Below are 15865 nucleotides of genomic sequence, written 5' to 3' on the forward strand. Positions count from 1 at the left end.
CGTGGGGCGTCGCAATGGCGTACCAGGGTTTGAGGGGTTCGGTCATGGGGAAGATGCTCCGTAGAATCGATGCTCTAGGAGTCGTGACCTCACCGTGGCGAGGAGCTTGTCGCACATGCTCTCTGGCTCGCTCTCGCCTAGCTCCATCAGGACCACTCGAATGATCTCTTGCGTGAGAAACCGACCATCCGAGGACCAGAGCCCTGCTTGGGTCATCCTGCAGCGGGCGTCAGCCATGAGCGCCGGCGTGGGTTCGTTGTGCGCGACGTCGTTGCGGAGAACCTTGACGTTCTCGACTGCGTCGAGCAGACACTTGCGCACCCGGCTCTGCAAATAGTCCCGGGTGAAGCGACCGGCGCCGCTCTTCTGGGCGAACTGCTCTTGGGTGAGTTCTAGCCCCTGTCGAAGCTCCCGGATGAGCGCCGGGATGTCCTCATTCTTCATGGCTGGGTCTCAATCGCTGGCTTCATAATTCTGCGTTCCTGACATGACAGTCGATATCGAAACCCATTTGCAGGGCGTTCCCTAGTCCGTTGCCAGGGTTGGCCGACGCGTCGTCCCCCTTCTGCGCGATGACCACCGCCCGCGCCGCGGCCAGCGGCTGGCTTGGAGCGCGATCGCGGCCGACATGCACTTTGTACCGCCCGTCAAGTCCACGACGACTTGGAATTCGTGCCCGCGCGCAGCCCACCGTGTAACCTCCGGTGTCAACTGCCTCAGCCGTTCGAGGCCGCTCGCCAGATCCTCGCCGTCCGGCAACTCGAACAGATCGTACCTTCCTGCATCGAGATCCACGCCTTCTTCGCGCGCTCGGGACGATTTTTTCCTCGACGTCGCCTTTCGTCTGCGGCGTGGGGACGAAGCGAACCCGCACGGGCCGCCAGTGCTTCAGCGCGGCTACGACCGGCTCGGGGCTCCCGCCGACCGTGCAGATGAGAAGCGTGGACCTCGCCTCTGCCATCTACTTCCTTCCCTTCTTCTTCGCCGGGGTCGCCGGTGTTTCGGTCGGGACTCGGAAGGCGATCTCCGAGGCACTGACCGAGGCGACGATGAGCGTCAGACGGTCCCCCGCCTTCTTCGTGGCTGGAACGTCGGCGCTGTTTTGAATGGGGCCGGCGAGACCCGACGGTTCGTGTCTGGCCTTCCAGCCGCCCTTTTTCGTGCGCTCTTCTAGAAGCGTCGCCTCGACAAGATCTTTACTTTTCGGAAGCGTTGCACCCGGCGTCACGGTGGCCGCTTGTGCCGGTGCCGCGAATCGGTCGGGCTCGATCAGTCGCCCGTAACCCGCGCTCGTCTTGCCGCCGACGCCCCAGTTCTCTAGCGCGTCACGAAGCAGCCGCTCCGCGAGCTCCGTCCAATCAGGCGGGCCCGACAGCGCCAAGAGGAAGCAAACGCCGGGACGCACGGTGAGAAACGCCACCGGGTTGGGGCTGTCGTAGTCGTTGGGCCAGCTTCCACCGGAAAAGTCGTAGTAGCCCTTCTGGTGAACGGTCAGCACATCGGCGACGAAGGGCTTGTCCCCGGGAGCGCTTTTCGGCACGTACAGGGCGTCGTGAAAGGTGACGAGACCGGCCGATGCTCCCGCAGCGAAGCCCCGTTCTCGCAGGGCATCGTCTTCCTCGGCATCAGGCGCACCGAAGAGCGCCCGGTAGACCGCACCCGGCCCGCGCTCGATGCGCGCGCCACGCCATGTCAGGCCCTGGAACTCGGTCCGCGTGCACTCATCGCCTTCTTGTTCCCAGGGCGCTCGGTCTGGGTCGCTCGGACCATAGACAGCATCGACATAGTGAGCGCAGAGGCCCTTCAGCGCCATCCCCGGGATCACCGGCACGCCCCAGGTGTGATGCACCGTGATCCCGACGTCGGTCGCACTCGAGTTGCCATGCCCGACGAGCAGTCGGCTCGCAAGCGCGAGCTCGAAGACGCAACCTCGATCCGCCGGTACACGGCGTCGTATTCGTAGGTCGCCAGCGGCGTGCTGCCATTCTTGTACGCCACCAGCCGGTTCCACGCATCATACACCAGCGTCTTGCCGATCGCACCGGCTCGTTCCGCAAACAAAGACTCCCGACCTGCTCTGTCTCGACCCTCGTTTCTCAGGATCATCACGTTGTGCGTGATGACCTTCCGCCGCAGGTCGCGCAGGCGGCCGCAGCGGGTCTTGGCCCGCAACGCGCTGCCGGTGTTCCGCTTGATCATGCTGTTGGCGGTTTCGGCCTGCCTGCCGGCAGGCATGGCCTGCCAACCCTGGGTGTAGCCGCAGCGTCGCCGGGAGCGTTTGGTCTTCAGCAGCCGCCGGTTCGCCGCCCACCGCGCCACCGTGTCCAACAATCGCTCGGCGTGCAGCTTCTTCAGCAGCAGCACGTCCGCCCGCCACAGCGTGTTGTGGTCCGGCGCCCGGCGCAGCCCCACGTCGCGCAGCCAGTTCTCGCAGTCGCCCAGCAACTGCTCGGCCTGGCGATAGCTGCGGTGCAACATCTCCTTGACGCAAAGACACGCCAGAAGCTGCGGCAGCGTGAAGTCCTTGCGGCTGTACTTGGACGAATAGAGCGGAAGGCAGCAGCGAGCCAGGTGGTAGGCTTCCCGCATCACCTTCCGTGGTGATCGGCAGGTCAACATAGGCTCGATTCTAGGCACGGAAGCGGCCGCAATGAGGGTCGAGACAGAGCATTCGCGTCACCTTTAGTTCGCCCCGTCACCTTTAATTCGCCCGCGTCACCTTTAATTCCCCCGGAGGCACCAGTAGGTCGGCAACATAGACAACCAGTCAAATCCGAGTTCACTGCACACATCGCGCAGACAATCTACGTTCCACTCCCACGCTGCCTCTGGGTTAGCAAGGAATGTGCCTAGCTCCCAACCAGTCTTCTCTTCGATTGCCGATAGAGTTTCGCCAGTCTGGGACAATCGCGTCTGAAGACCAGCATGCAGCACGCTGAAATCGGATTGCGTTGGGAGTTGCATATGCCCTCTGTCTCCATCTCCGACAAAAAGCTCGATCGGCTGAATCCTTAGAGACCATTTCAGAACCATGAACGCTGCTTGAGCGTAGTAGTGCCACACGCAATGCACGCAGGTGCTTCTCGCATGGCAGTGGAACTGCTCCCCGACGAGCTCTGGAACGAAATCGAACCGCTCTTGCCGCCGCCACCGCCGCCATCGCCCAAGGGAGGGCGGCCGCCGGTCAACAACCGCGACGCCCTGCGCGGCATCATCTTCGTCAACCGCACCGGCATCCCCTGGCAGATGCTGCCCACCGAGGTCTTCGGCGTCAGCGGCTGGAGCTGCTGGCGACGCTTCCGCCAGTGGACCGCCATGGGCATCTGGCCGGAGTTGCACCGCCGGCTGCTCAACCGCCTGGGCAAGGCCGGCGGCGTCGACCTGGAACACGTCGTGGTCGACAGCCAGTCGGTCCGAGCGCTAAAAGGGGGACGCACGCGGGACCCAACCCCACCGACCGCGGCAAGAAAGGGTGCAAACGCCATCTGTTGACCGACGCCGACGGCGTGCCGCTGGTGGTGCAGACCACGCCGGCCAACGTGAACGACGAGAAGCAACTGCCCGCGCTGCTGGAGGGTATGCCCGCCGTGCAGGGTCCGCGTGGTCGCCCGCGCTCCAAGCCCGGCGGCATCTTCGGCGACCGCGCCTACGGCACCGCGGAGATGGTCACGCTGGTGATCGGCCTGAGCATCCTCAGCTTCCTGGCCCCGCGCAACGACGACACCCACGGCAGCGGCTTGGGGATCTTCCGCTACGTGGTGGAGCGGACGCTGGCCTGCTTTAGCCACTTCCGCCGCTTGAGGATGTGCTACGAACGTTGACACTGTCACTGGCAGGCGTTCCACGAACTGGCAGCCTGCCTGCTGATCTGTTCACGACTCAAGACGTACCTTCCATAGTTCTGAAATGGCCTCTTAAGTCAATAGTGCTTCGGAGTAGTAATGGGTAGTTGTCGGATAAACATCGCCACCGGGAGCAGCAGGTTATGCGAGTTGTTCACGGGCGAAGGCCTGGTTCGTTTGGCGCCCTTCACCGAACTGCCAGATACGGTAGATCGCGGGCAGCACGACAAGGGTCAGCAGCGTGGAGGAGATGATTCCACCGATGACGACAGTGGCCAAGGGTTTTTGCACTTCGGCGCCGCGTCCGCTCGCCAGAGCCATTGGGACGAAGCCCAGGGCGGCGACCAGCGCCGTCATCAGCACAGGCCGCAGTCGCGTCATGGAGCCGCGAATGATTGCGTGCTCCAGTTGCTCCCCCTCGGCGCGGAGCTGGTTGATGAACGTCACCATCACCAGTCCATTGAGCACAGCCACGCCCGACAGCGCAATGAATCCGACGGCGGCCGAAATCGAGAAGGGCATGTCCCGAATCCATAGGGCTGCAACGCCTCCGGTCAGAGCAAGCGGCACGCAGGTAAAGACCATGACGGCATGCTTCACCGAATTGAAGGTGCTGAACAGCAGCAGGAAGATCATGAGGAAACAGATCGGTACGACGATCATGAGTCGTTGCCGCGCCGCCATGAGGTTTTCAAACTGTCCGCCCCAGTCGAGCCAGGTTCCCGCTGGTAGTTTCACCTGGTCGGCGATCCTCTGTTGTGCCTCAGCTACAAACGAACCGATGTCTCTTCCGCGAACGTTGGCCTGCACGACGACGCGGCGCTTGCCCTGCTCGCGGCTGATTTGGTTGGGGCCTTCGGCGACTTGGATCTGGGCAAGGCTCCCCAGCGGCACGAAGGGTGGTCGACCCGGCTGCATGATAGGCCCGTCGGCGGCCGAGGCCACGCTCGCGTCACCCTCTTGGCCGAGTGATGGCAGGGGAATGGGCAGGTTCCGCAGTTCTGCGATGTCGGCTCGGATGTGATCGGGTAGCCGTACCACCAGGTCGAAGCGGCGATCTCCCTGGAACACAAGGCCAGCCTCGCGGCCGCCGATTGCGATGTTGATCACGTCCTGCACATCAGCCACATTCAGCCCATAGCGGGCCAGGGCCGAACGGTCGAGTTCGATCGTCATCATCGGCAGGCCGGCCGTTTGCTCGACCTTCACATCCGCCGCGCCCGCTGTGTCGCGCAGTATCGCCGCAATAGCTTTGGCGGTGGGCAGCATCTGCTCGAATTCATCCCCGTACAGCTTCACCGCCACGTCGCTTCGCACGCCCGCGATCAACTCGTTGAATCTCATCTGGATGGGCTGTGTGAACTCGTAGTTGTTACCCGGAACTTGACCGAGCGTCAGCTCCATAAGCTTCAGGAGCTTTCCCTTGTGAGTGTGCGGCGCTTCGCCGTGCTCGCGCTGATCGCGATGGGCTGTTTCACGTTCGCCGTGATCGTCGTTGCGGCCGGCCTCGACGCCCATCGTTTGCAGTTCCTCCTGCTTTTGCGCGATGAGCCGGTCCAGTTCATCTTCGCTGCGCCACTGGTCTTGCGGCTTGAGAATGATGAACGTGTCCGATACGTTAGGCGGCATTGGGTCGGAGGCCATTTCCGCCGTGCCCGTTTTGGAGTAGACAAACGCAACCTCCGGGAACTTGCTCAGCGTCTGCTCAACGAAAAGCTGCATCCTGGTGGATTGCTCGATGCCGGTGCCGGGAATGCGCATGGCGTGCACGGCAATGTTTCCCTCATCCAGTTGGGGAACAAACTCCTGACCCAGCCGCATGAACAGCAGCGCGGAGCCGGCAAATACCAAGATGGCCACACCGACGACGGCCCACCTCAAGCGTACTGCCCAGCGAACGATTCGCTCGTAGCCGACCTTGGCCGAGCGAACGAGTAAGTTCTCCTTTTCCTTCACACGACCGGTGATGCCGAGTGCAACCAGAGCCGGAACCAGCGTCAACGACAGGACAAATGCGCTGAGCAGGGCGAAGATGACCGTTGCCGCCATGGGCTTGAACATCTTGCCTTCGATGCCGGTCAGGGCCAGGATCGGGATGTAGACGGTGATAATGATTGCCTGTCCGAACACCGATGGTTGGATCATCTGCCTGCTGGCGTCGAAGATGGTTTCCAGCCGCTCGGCCAGCGTGAGCTTTCGGCGCAGGTGGTGCTGGCGTTGGGCCAGCATGCGCAGGCAGTTTTCAACAATGATGACTGACCCATCGACGATCAGTCCGAAGTCGATCGCTCCAAGGCTCATCAGGTTGCCGCTGATCCTGCTGTGGACCATTGCTGTTGCGGTCAGCAACATCGACAGCGGAATCGCCAAAGAGGTGATGATTGCCGCGCGGATATTGCCCAGCAGCAGGAAGAGAATGACGATGACCAGGATCGCGCCCTCCGCCAGGTTCTTTTCGACCGTCTTGATCGTGTCGTTCACCAGGGCGGTCCGGTTGAGCACAGTTTTCGCCCTGATGTCTGGCGGAAGTGATTTGTTGATCTCCGCCAGCTTCTCATCGACGCGCTTCGAGACTGTGCGACTGTTTTCCCCGATGAGCATCAGCGCCGTGCCGACCACAACCTCCTGGCCGTTCTCGCTTGCGCTGCCGGTCCGCAGATCTGGACCCACACCGACGACGGCCACATCGCGGACATGGATGGGCACGCCGTTGCGCGAGCCCAGCACGATGTCGCGGATCTGGTCCTCGTTACCGATTCGTCCGGTGACGCGGACGTTATATCCCTCACCCTTGTGTTCGATGAAGCCGGCCCCGGTGCTGACATTGTTCTTCTCCAACGCCTCGATCACGTCATGAAACGTCAGGCCGTAGCTGACGAGCTTCATCGGATCTGGCTGGACGACATACTGCTTCTCGTAGCCTCCAATCGAATCGACGCCCGCGACACCGACAACGTTCTTGAGTTGCGGGCGGATAATCCAGTCCTGTACCGTGCGCAGGTACGCGGCCTGCTCGACCGCGTTGGTGAGCAGCTCGCCCTCAGGCGTGAGATAGGTACCGTCACTCTGCCAGCCGGGCTTGCCATCCTCCAACGTGGCGCCGTCCCCATTGGGATGCTCGAAATGGACAGTCCACATGTAGATTTCCCCAAGACCGGTGCTGATTGCCCCCATCCTGGGCTCGGCACCGGGCGGCAAGTTCTCTCGGGCCTCGCGCAACCGCTCGCCCACCTGCTGGCGGGCAAAGTAGATGTCCACGTCGTCTGCGAACACCGCCGTCACTTGTGAGAAGCCATTGCGCGACAAAGAGCGCGTGTATTCCAAGCCGGGAATGCCTGCCAGCGCCGTCTCGATCGGGAACGTCACCTGCTTCTCGATCTCGAAGGGCGAGAGGGCCGGATAGAGCGTGTTGATCTGGACCTGATTGTTGGTGATGTCCGGGACCGCGTCGATCGGCAGCCTCATCAGCGACCAGCCGCCAAGGGCCGCAGCCATCAGTGTGAACAGGACCACCAGCCAGCGATGCTGGATGGAGAATCTGAGTACACGTTCAAGCATGGGGATCACTCCATTGGATCAAGCTACGTGTCGCACAAGCTGCGGTGGGGATACGCATGCGGTTCTTCCCCTGTGCACGGGGTCCCAGATACGCCGCGACATCCGCTCCCCGCACGCTTTCAACTGGATCGTCTGCAAGCACGTCGTTCATCGCTTCAGAAGCGGACGCTTGGATCCCAGGGCGGCACGGCGGCAGCTCGGTCTGGGTCCGTTCGCACAGCACGTCAGCGTCTTGGTAAATGGCCGCGCGCTACACCGCTTCGTCCTGCTCCTGCGCAGTGCGGATGCGGGCAACGCGGGTCAGGTCGGCAACTACAATCAGGCCATCACCCGGATTGCCGGTGTGCGCGGCCTTTTGCACCACGCCGACAAGCTGGTCGCACACGTTGTCCGAGCAGACGATCTCCAGTTTCACTTTCTTGGCGAAGAAAATGGATTCCGCCGTTGGCTCGTAATGTCCGCCCTTGCCGCGTCCGCGGCTCTGCCCCTGGCAGTCACTGATCGTCGCGCCGGGGAAATGCTCGCAGTTGTGCAAAGCGTCCATCACCTTGCTCAGCATGTGGGGCTGTATGATCGCCTTGATTTCCTTCATGTCTGCAGTTCTCCGTCATTTGATTCAGTGTTCGTGGGCCGCGCCGGCCTTACCGAGTTCTGCTTTCAGGATGAAGCTCCCGCCGGCAACGTATTGCTCGCCTTCCTGCAGGCCGGCGAAGATCGGGACCATTCCGGCGATGGGTTGGCCCACCCGAACCTGCCGCGGCGCAAACCGGTTGGGCCGGCCTTCCACCGGAACAAACACTGCTGCCTGGCCTTCCACTGTTTGGACGGCTTCTTCGGGAACCGCCAGAACGGGTTCGCCGTCGGCAGCTCCCGCGGCGATATCCGCCCGCGCGAACATTCCAGGCATCAGTTTCGTTTCCGCGTTCCTGACTTCGATCCGCACACGCGCGGTTCGAGTTGCCGGATCCAGCTCGGGCGAGAGGTAGGAGACGAATCCTTCAAAGGTGTGGCCTGCCAGCGCAGCCACGGCGATCTGAACGGGCGATCCGATCCTGATCTGCCCAAGCTTGGCTTCGGGCACGTCGGCCAGCACCCAGACCGTGCTCAGGTCGGCGATCACCATGAGCTTTTCCTTTTCTGGACTGACCAGCTCACCGAGCGTGGCTTCCCGCTCGATGACCCGGCCGGGGATCGGGGCGCGGACTGAGCACCTGGGTTGAATTTCACCGGTCCGGGCGAGTTCCATCACGGCACTCTGGTCCATGCCCAGGAGGTGGAGCTTGTTCTCGGCGGCCGTGGCCGCAGCCTGTGCGGACAGCAGTTCGCCCTGAGCCTTCTGATATTCGCGTTTGCGCGCCTGGACTTCTGTCAAGCTGATCCCCTGGCTTTGGTCGTATAGTGTCTGGGCTCGCTGGTAGGCGTCTTTGGCCAGCTCGACTGCGGGCTTGGCGACTTCGACAGCGGTTCGCTTCTGGAGAAACTCGCTCTGCGCTTCGCCCAGCTCCGGGCTGTCCACCACCATCAGCACATCGCCCTTCCCAACCACATCCCCCAGTCGAACCTTGATCTCCGCGACGCGACCGGTAACGGCGGAACTGATGTGCGCCACCTGTTCGGCGTTATACGCCACCCGGGCCGGAGCACTGAGACGCGCGGTCAAAACCTGTAACCTCGCCTGGCCGATACGGATGCCGTTGCGCCTGACAGCTTCCGCGGTGAGGGTCACAAGGTCTGCTGCGCCGTGTGCGCGGCCGTGTTCGTCAGGCGCACCGTCTTGATGTCCGTGTGGGTCGCCCTTGGGTTCAGCAGCAGCGTGATCATGCTCATCGCCGCTGCTGGCCTTGCCCGTCGTGACCTGGGCGGTTGCGGCGTCGGCGTTGCTTGCCCTTTGGTCACATCCGGCTGCCACAATGAGTGAACTCACGAATGCCGCAATCACGACTGCCGAAAGCCGATTTGCTGGCGAGCGCCCACTTGGTGGTTTTGCTATGGTCCTGGTCATCTCGATTCCTCTCAATTCGCGTCTGCTGCCTGTGTCGCGGGCGCGGTCGTCGGCGCGGTTGCCGGCTGACGCCTTTCCATGATCCTGGCCGCCACGCCGGACCCGCCTACGGAGCGATGAAGCCGTATCAGCCCTTCGTAGTTCCGCCGCTCCAGCTCGACCAGCCGCGTCCGCGCTGCCCGAAGCTGCTCCTCGGCCAGCAGGAGTCCTGTCACGTCGGTCTGCCCGCCCCGGAACTGGGCTTCGGCCTGTTCGAGCCGTCGCTGGGCCAACGGAATCAACTCGTTGCGAGTGCGCTGGAGGTTCTGGTGCGATGCCGCGAAGACTGCATACGCTCGCCGCGTCTCTTCCACGACCTGTCGCCTAACTTGTGTGAGCTTGTGTTGCGCTTCGATCAATGCGGCCTCGGCTCGCCGGCGCCTGGCCTGCCCGAAGTCAAACAGCGGAAGCGGTGTGGCCAGCGCGGAACCGCCAGACAAGCGGCGCATGCCCGCTTCCGAATCGAGATCGTCATGCGCGGCCTCGATGCCGGCCTCTGCCCCCTCAAACGGGGCGAAACGGGTAAGGCGATACTCAGCGCCCAGCGCGGCCAGTTCGTAACGCTGCTGGCGCACTTCCGGCCGATTCTCCAGTCCCAGCCGGACCCATTGCGATTCCGCAACCAGGATTCCGCTGAACGTTTCCCATGGTTCCAGCCGCCAGTCGATCGGCCCCGACGGTTCGCCAATGAGCCGGGCCAGGGCCAGCCGCTGCTCCCGCCGCTCGAGGTGCCGGTCGGCGATTTCGGTCTGAAGTTCCACTCGCTGCACTTCCAGTGACAGCACGTCCAGGCGAGTGCCCTCGCCGAGGTTCAAACGTGATCGGGCGATAGCCAGCAGGCGATCGATAATTCCCAGCCGATCCTGCAAGACGATGAGAAGCTCATCATTAGCCTGCACTGCCACATATCGTTCCTGAACAGCCGAGAGCACATCGAGCGCCTGGGAAAGGGCTTCGGCTGCCGCAGCGCGCAACCGGGCATCGGCGGCCGTGGTCCTGCCGGGCAGAGTCAGCAGCGAGACCAGATCGGCCGCCAGGCCCGCCTCGATCACAGGTTTGCCCCCGCCTTCGGGCCAGCGGAGCACAACGCTCAGCACGGGGTTGGGCAGCAGTCGCGTTTGCCGCGCTTCGGCCTCCGCGATGCGAACTCGCGCCAGAGCCGTCTGGATCTCGGGACTGTGCATCAGCGCTCGATGCGACGCCTCAGCCAGAGTGAGCACACCTGGGGCCTGCGACGCCACATCGAGTGGATCGCCCTCCGTCCGAAACGCGATGGCGTGGCAAGTCCCTGTCGCACGGGCTATGGAATCCGTTAGATCATTAGCGGGAAAGGAAGCAGCGCACCCGGCCCCAAGCACAGCGACGGCGCAAGCCACAATCCAACCAATCCCCACAAATCGGTGGCGGTGCTGCAACGTTGTTCCTCTCAATCAACTCGCGCGCGGAATCATCAGCTCTTGTGGAGATGGTTGCTCGGCGCAGCAACAACCACTTCCACAACGCAATGGAAGTAAATCGCGCTGTCAATTGAGAAGGATGACGGTGGCGAGGCGTGCGGCGCGGTCGAGCAGTGACGGCGGCGACTGCCCGCAGACAGCGTGAAGCGTCCACAGGCCGAGTTGGCCGCCGTGCTCAATCGGCACGACGGACAGGGTGAATCCAGGCAGAAGCCGGTCGAGCAAAACCCCGGGCCGCGACTGCGGCCGGGCCAGATCCAGATTCGCCAACGGAACATCGACGCACCGCTGTTTGGATCGCTCGCTGAAGCCGTCAGAATCGGTCGTGGGAATCTCCGGGCAATCGGTGAAAGGATGCGCTGGTTCAACGGCACGGTGTCCGTCAGAGCCGTTGCAGACGACCGTTCCCCCAACCAGGGGCAGCAAACCTGCCCAGAGGCAGACCCACAGCAACAAACAGATGTGCGCCACGCGGTCCATTAAGCCGGTGCAGAGATTATGTCGCAGTCTCATCAGAGTCAAGATTTGACGCTGCTGACTCACCCCCAGTTTCGCACCACCTGCTCTGTGGCAGCCATGATCGCCGCCAGCGCATGGGAAACGGTTGTTTTGAGCCGCAGGCACATGATCCGGCCGATCGTGAACACACTGCACTGGTTGCGCGTGCTGCTGGCCCACTGGCTGGGTTGGCCGGTCCGCAACGCGATCAGCCCCAGGCCGCACAGCAGCAGATAGGCGACGCTTTTGAGCAGCTTGCAGATCCCCTTGTGCACGGGGTAGTCGATCAGCTTGCCCGTACAGCTGGCCGAGCGGACGTGCACGTCGGGATGAATGCGGATGATGTAGCTGAAGCCCTGGTTCTGACAGAACCGTGCCAGTTCCGTGCGACCGAAGCCCCGATCCGCCAGGAGGATCAGCTTCACCTGCGGCGGGATCATCGATCGCAGCACCAGCAGCAGCGATTCCTCGAAGGCATTGCGTGAGCGGTGTCCCTCGCAGGTGTGCTTCGTGCAACTGGCCCAGCAAACCGGCATCGAGCGTCCCTTGAACACGGCACAAGCCATCAGGGTCTGGAAGCTCTTGATGTCGGTCCAGTCAAAGCTGATCAGCAGCTTCTTCTTGCGCTTCTTGAGCACCCGGCGCAGGATGGGACGCATGGCATCTGCGGTCTCGATGCGGTCGTTGGCGCAGAACCGCCAGCAGCGTTTGATCTGATGCTTGACCAGACCGCTCATCGCCCGGCCGATGTTCGCCAGGTTGATCCTCTCGACATGCATGGCCGCGCCGACCAGAATAGCCAGCGTCTTGGCCTGCGAGAGGCGAAGCGTCCCAGCGCAGACTGTCACCACCCACGCGATGGCGTCCTTGCGATGCATGATCGAAACTCCTCTTCGATTGTGCCTGGGTGGCTCACCCGAGCCCGTTACGATCGGGCTCGGCCTATTTTATGCCCTGCCGTCACCACCCCGGCTGAAACTGGGGATGAGTCAGAGCTCAGGGCTCCACCCTCGACCCGCGCGAGCGAGCGTCCGACCTCCAGCGCGAGCACGCGAGCCCATCCCTCTCCGGTGGCGGAGCCGGTCATCACCCCTTCAGGCGTTGACCGCATTGCTCCCGTCACGCTGAGCGCTTGTTCGGGGAGTGCTCGTTGTGCTCTTTTTAGCGCTCCGTCCTGGCGACCTCGTCCTGCATGAGCACGTCCCGAATCTCGCCAGGGCGTTGCGCCACTGCCCATCGCCAACGGCCAAACCCGCCGTGGGCGTTCACCGCCTGCGTCCATTCGTCCAGATAGCGGCGCTTCACCCGGTCCTGTTCCGTATCCTCGCCCTTGGTTTCCAGCACCACGAAATCGCCGCTTTTCAGCCGCAACAGGAAATCGGGCCTATACTTCCGCACGACCCCGCGATAGACGTAGAGCACTTCAAACCCCAGATGGTCGTTCTTGACCCAGGCCGCCACCGCGTCGCTATCGTCAAGCACGAAGGCGTCGGACGCCTCCCATGTGCTGTCGTACACGCAGACGTTGATGTGCGACTTGCGCGTTCGCTCGCACGGCTTGCCCGTATACCAGGTGCGCATGTCCCCCGTGGAGCGGATGGGATGATCGCGGTCGAACACCGGGGTGAGCCGCTCGGTGTTCTCCTGCCGCACCGCCTCCCACACGTGTTGGACGACGCGGGACATGTTGAGCGTGATGATCAAGCGCCGGCGGAGTTCGTCCTGGTAGAACAGCGGCGGGGTGATGGCGATCCGGTCGGAGCGGATGAACTGTTCGACGATTCTCACCAACTGCGCCAGCAAGACTTCGCGGCTGCCCTTCCAGGCATGCTTCATCTGGTCGAACACGTCCCGCGCGGTCTCGAAGATGATGCGCTGGGTGCGGAATTCCCGGGCAAGTCGCTCCAGCTCGATGCGATTGATCTTGGTCACGTCGGGCTTGCCTTCGAGGATCGGCGCCAACTCCGCCACCTGGGCCGTCTGTGCCGCGTCCAGCTCCAGCGGCCGCGCCTTCGACCAATCGATCGTCAACCTGGGTTGAAACACGCGCTCGATGCGCACCACGTTCGGCCAGCGGATTTCGAACTCCGCTTTGGCCGGATCGGGTTCGACTGCGGTCTTGGGCGTTGGGGGCGGCGGCGGGCCGTCTTCTCCGCCTTCATGAGGCAGGAAGGTGAAGGGCACGCCGAAGATGTTGACGTACTCCGGCTCGAACAGCCCCGTTTCGGGATCCACCTCATAGGATGTACGCCTCAAGCCCCGTCCGACCACCTGCTCGCAGAGCAACTGGCTGGTGAAGGCCCGTAGCCCCATGATGTGGGTAACGGTCTTAGCGTCCCATCCCTCGGAGAGCATGCCGACCGAGATGACCTTTTGGATCTTCTCGCCCGGCTGTCCGGCCTTGCCCACCGTGTCCACGGTCTGCCGGAGCAGCTCGGCCTGCTCGGCCTTGGTCAGCTTGCGCTCGACGGGCGCACTGTCTTCCTCCTCGTCCCCGTTCTCATCCGCAGCCTCAAGCGGCGTGGCAGCCTCCTCCTTGGCCTCGGCCTGGTCCAGCACTTTCGAGTCAATGTGAAGCACCCGCTCCGGGTCGCACAGCTCGTCGATATGGATGCGCTTGGTATCGAAGGCGTGCTTCACACGCGCGGCGGTCTCGGTGCGGTTGCAGACGGTGATCATCACCGGCGGGGTCGGCAGCCCGGCCTCACGCCAGGCCTTCCACGCCTCGCGCCAGTCGTACCCCAGTAGGTAATAGGCGTTCAGCACCAGATCGGGCAGCGGTTCTTCGGGCTGCGCCCGGCGGTTGAGGTCGTCCTTCACGTCGGGGTCGTTGTAGATGTGGTAGAGGCGAGACTTGTAGGTCCTCGCATCCGGCACCGCGTCGTCGCGCACCACGACGCGCGGGGTCTTCACCAGCCCCGACTCGATGGCGTCGTTCAGGCCGAAGTCGCTGACGATCCAGCCGAAGAGCGCCTCCTCGCTGCTCTTCTTGCCCGAGGGCGTGAAGGGCGTGGCGGAAAAGTCGTAGCATTTGAGGATGCCCCGCGAGCGGTGCAGCCGGTCCAGGCCTCCGATCCACACCGTTGCCTCCTCAGCGCTGTCCTTGAGATCGCGGGCGCGCAGGTACTTGCCTTCGGCCTCCCAGTTGACCCGCCAGGCGTGGTGCGCTTCGTCGTTGATGACCAGGATATTGCGGGCGTTTGCCATCTCGCCCAGGACCTCGCGGGTGTAGGCCTCGTCGCTCTTGACCCCGCGTTTGTCCACGCTTCTCCGCTTCTTGATCTGCTCCTCGCTCTCCCAAGCCAGGGCGTGCCAGTTGCGCACCAGCACCTTGCCCTGGCGCAGCTTGTCGAGCAGGGCCGAGGGCACGATGTTGAATGCCTCGTAGTAGTTGTCGGCCTCAGCCGGCTCCAGCACCGCCAGCCGCTTCTTTACCGTGAGCCCCGGCGCAATGACCAGCACGTTCTTGGAGAAGCGAGCATCCTGGGGGTTGGCGACCTTGTTCAAGATGTGCCAGGCGCTGACCATGGCCATCACGAGCGTCTTGCCCGAGCCAGTGGCCATCTTGCAGCACTGCCGGATGAAGGCTCCGCCGTCGCCAGGAATCTCGACGCCCACCCGCTCGGCGGCCGGGGCCTCGGTCAGCCAGATCAGCGTCTCCACCGCCTCCAACTGGCAGAAGAAAAAGCGGCGCGCCTCGAACTCCTCCGGATCGCACCAGTGCTCCAGCAACCGCTTGGTCATGCTGGTCACGCCCGGATAGCCCGCCTCGCGCCAGGCCTTGACGCGGGGGCGAATCTGATTGACCAGTGGAATCTCGACGAGGATGCCGGGGTCGTCGAAGGACTTGGAACCGGGCGTAGCCACCACGTAGCCTGCCGGGCGGCGGCCTTCCACCAAATCGAAGGTTCGCGTCTCCCGGTCGTAACGCCAGTGGCGCGTCGGCTCCTCGTACGGCGAGTTGATGATGAGGCGGTCGATCGTGGTTCGGGCCATGCCTGTATTCCGTCAACCTGCCTGGGGCACTGATTCGAACAGCAGCCGCTGCATTTCCACCGCAGGCGCACGCTTGGACAGATAGAGCATTTCGATGCCGACCACGCGATCTTGCTCGTCGTAATCCACGATGATGCCCGGCGAGATTTCCTCCGAACGGCTCGCCGGCGCTTCCGTCAGGGTGAGATACAGCGCATCGGCTTGTTGGTCCACTTTAAGTTTCATGGAACCGTCCTCCTTCGGTCAAAGAATACCGTCACGACAAGGGGCGGCGTTCTCTTGCCGTTGATGATCACCCGTAACACCCGATTGCCGAACTCAGGGATGTGTGCAAGCCGATGTTCCAGATCCGGGTCCACCGGATCGGCCTCGGTTACCTCCGGCCGGGTCAACGCGTGTTCCATCCAGGCGATCGGAATTCGCCGCTTCTCCAGCGCATCCCGCGCGTGTTCTGTCAGAACGTAATCCATGCC

General features: G+C 63.0%; 14 protein-coding genes. 2 read left to right on the plus strand and 12 right to left on the minus strand.

Annotated elements, in window-relative coordinates:
• Positions 1-42: 42 nt before the first annotated feature.
• The 3 genes from ACQS5P_RS16605 to ACQS5P_RS16615 all read right to left on the minus strand — a co-directional run bounded on the left by ACQS5P_RS16605 (position 43) and on the right by ACQS5P_RS16615 (position 2619).
• Complete coding sequence (locus ACQS5P_RS16605; protein ID WP_428937738.1) at positions 43-444, minus strand: hypothetical protein; 402 nt, start codon at positions 442-444, stop codon at positions 43-45.
• A gap of 517 nt (positions 445-961) precedes the next feature.
• On the minus strand, positions 962-1897 hold the full coding sequence (cmr6, locus tag ACQS5P_RS16610; RefSeq protein ID WP_428941035.1) for a type III-B CRISPR module RAMP protein Cmr6: 936 nt from the start codon (positions 1895-1897) through the stop codon (positions 962-964).
• Entirely contained in the window at positions 1822-2619 is a 798-nt protein-coding gene (locus ACQS5P_RS16615) for a hypothetical protein (protein ID WP_428937739.1), read from the minus strand. The genes cmr6 and ACQS5P_RS16615 overlap by 76 nt, the downstream gene beginning before the upstream one ends.
• 468 nt (positions 2620-3087) lie before the next feature.
• Here ACQS5P_RS16615 and ACQS5P_RS16620 point away from each other — a divergent pair, with 468 nt between their 5' ends.
• Both ACQS5P_RS16620 and ACQS5P_RS16625 read left to right on the plus strand, forming a co-directional pair.
• Positions 3088-3492, plus strand: a complete 405-nt coding sequence (locus tag ACQS5P_RS16620) for a transposase (protein WP_428937740.1) — start codon at positions 3088-3090, stop codon at positions 3490-3492.
• The gene (locus ACQS5P_RS16625) at positions 3489-3821 is read left to right on the plus strand and encodes a transposase (RefSeq protein ID WP_428937741.1); all 333 of its coding nucleotides are present in this window, start codon (positions 3489-3491) and stop codon (positions 3819-3821) included. Before ACQS5P_RS16620 ends, ACQS5P_RS16625 begins: the two co-directional genes overlap by 4 nt.
• A gap of 162 nt (positions 3822-3983) precedes the next feature.
• Here the strand turns inward: ACQS5P_RS16625 and ACQS5P_RS16630 are convergent, their stop codons facing one another.
• The 9 genes from ACQS5P_RS16630 to ACQS5P_RS16670 all read right to left on the minus strand — a co-directional run bounded on the left by ACQS5P_RS16630 (position 3984) and on the right by ACQS5P_RS16670 (position 15862).
• The gene (locus tag ACQS5P_RS16630; RefSeq protein ID WP_428941036.1) at positions 3984-7400 is read right to left on the minus strand and encodes an efflux RND transporter permease subunit; all 3417 of its coding nucleotides are present in this window, start codon (positions 7398-7400) and stop codon (positions 3984-3986) included.
• 250 nt (positions 7401-7650) lie between these two features.
• Positions 7651-7992: a P-II family nitrogen regulator gene (locus ACQS5P_RS16635; RefSeq protein ID WP_428937742.1), complete on the minus strand. Its 342-nt coding sequence runs from the start codon at positions 7990-7992 to the stop codon at positions 7651-7653.
• 24 nt (positions 7993-8016) lie between these two features.
• Positions 8017-9402: an efflux RND transporter periplasmic adaptor subunit gene (locus ACQS5P_RS16640; RefSeq protein WP_428937743.1), complete on the minus strand. Its 1386-nt coding sequence runs from the start codon at positions 9400-9402 to the stop codon at positions 8017-8019.
• Between the two features lie 11 nt (positions 9403-9413).
• Entirely contained in the window at positions 9414-10661 is a 1248-nt protein-coding gene (locus tag ACQS5P_RS16645; protein ID WP_428937744.1) for a TolC family protein, read from the minus strand.
• Between the two features lie 303 nt (positions 10662-10964).
• On the minus strand, positions 10965-11441 hold the full coding sequence (locus ACQS5P_RS16650) for a hypothetical protein (protein WP_428937745.1): 477 nt from the start codon (positions 11439-11441) through the stop codon (positions 10965-10967).
• Positions 11438-12274 (minus strand): transposase, encoded by an 837-nt coding sequence (locus tag ACQS5P_RS16655; RefSeq protein WP_428937746.1) that lies wholly within the window; start codon positions 12272-12274, stop codon positions 11438-11440. The genes ACQS5P_RS16650 and ACQS5P_RS16655 overlap by 4 nt, the downstream gene beginning before the upstream one ends.
• Before the next feature lie 283 nt (positions 12275-12557).
• The gene (locus ACQS5P_RS16660; RefSeq protein ID WP_428937747.1) at positions 12558-15392 is read right to left on the minus strand and encodes a BPTD_3080 family restriction endonuclease; all 2835 of its coding nucleotides are present in this window, start codon (positions 15390-15392) and stop codon (positions 12558-12560) included.
• Between the two features lie 12 nt (positions 15393-15404).
• Entirely contained in the window at positions 15405-15617 is a 213-nt protein-coding gene (locus ACQS5P_RS16665; RefSeq protein ID WP_428937748.1) for a DUF2283 domain-containing protein, read from the minus strand.
• Positions 15614-15862 carry a DUF4258 domain-containing protein gene (locus tag ACQS5P_RS16670; protein ID WP_428937749.1) on the minus strand — a complete coding sequence of 83 codons (249 nt, stop codon included), beginning with the start codon at positions 15860-15862 and terminating at the stop codon, positions 15614-15616. Before ACQS5P_RS16670 ends, ACQS5P_RS16665 begins: the two co-directional genes overlap by 4 nt.
• Positions 15863-15865: the final 3 nt, after the last annotated feature.

Origin of the sequence: Fontivita pretiosa (assembly GCF_050410795.1) — a bacterium.
Classification (GTDB): domain Bacteria; phylum Planctomycetota; class Phycisphaerae; order Tepidisphaerales; family Tepidisphaeraceae; genus Fontivita; species Fontivita pretiosa.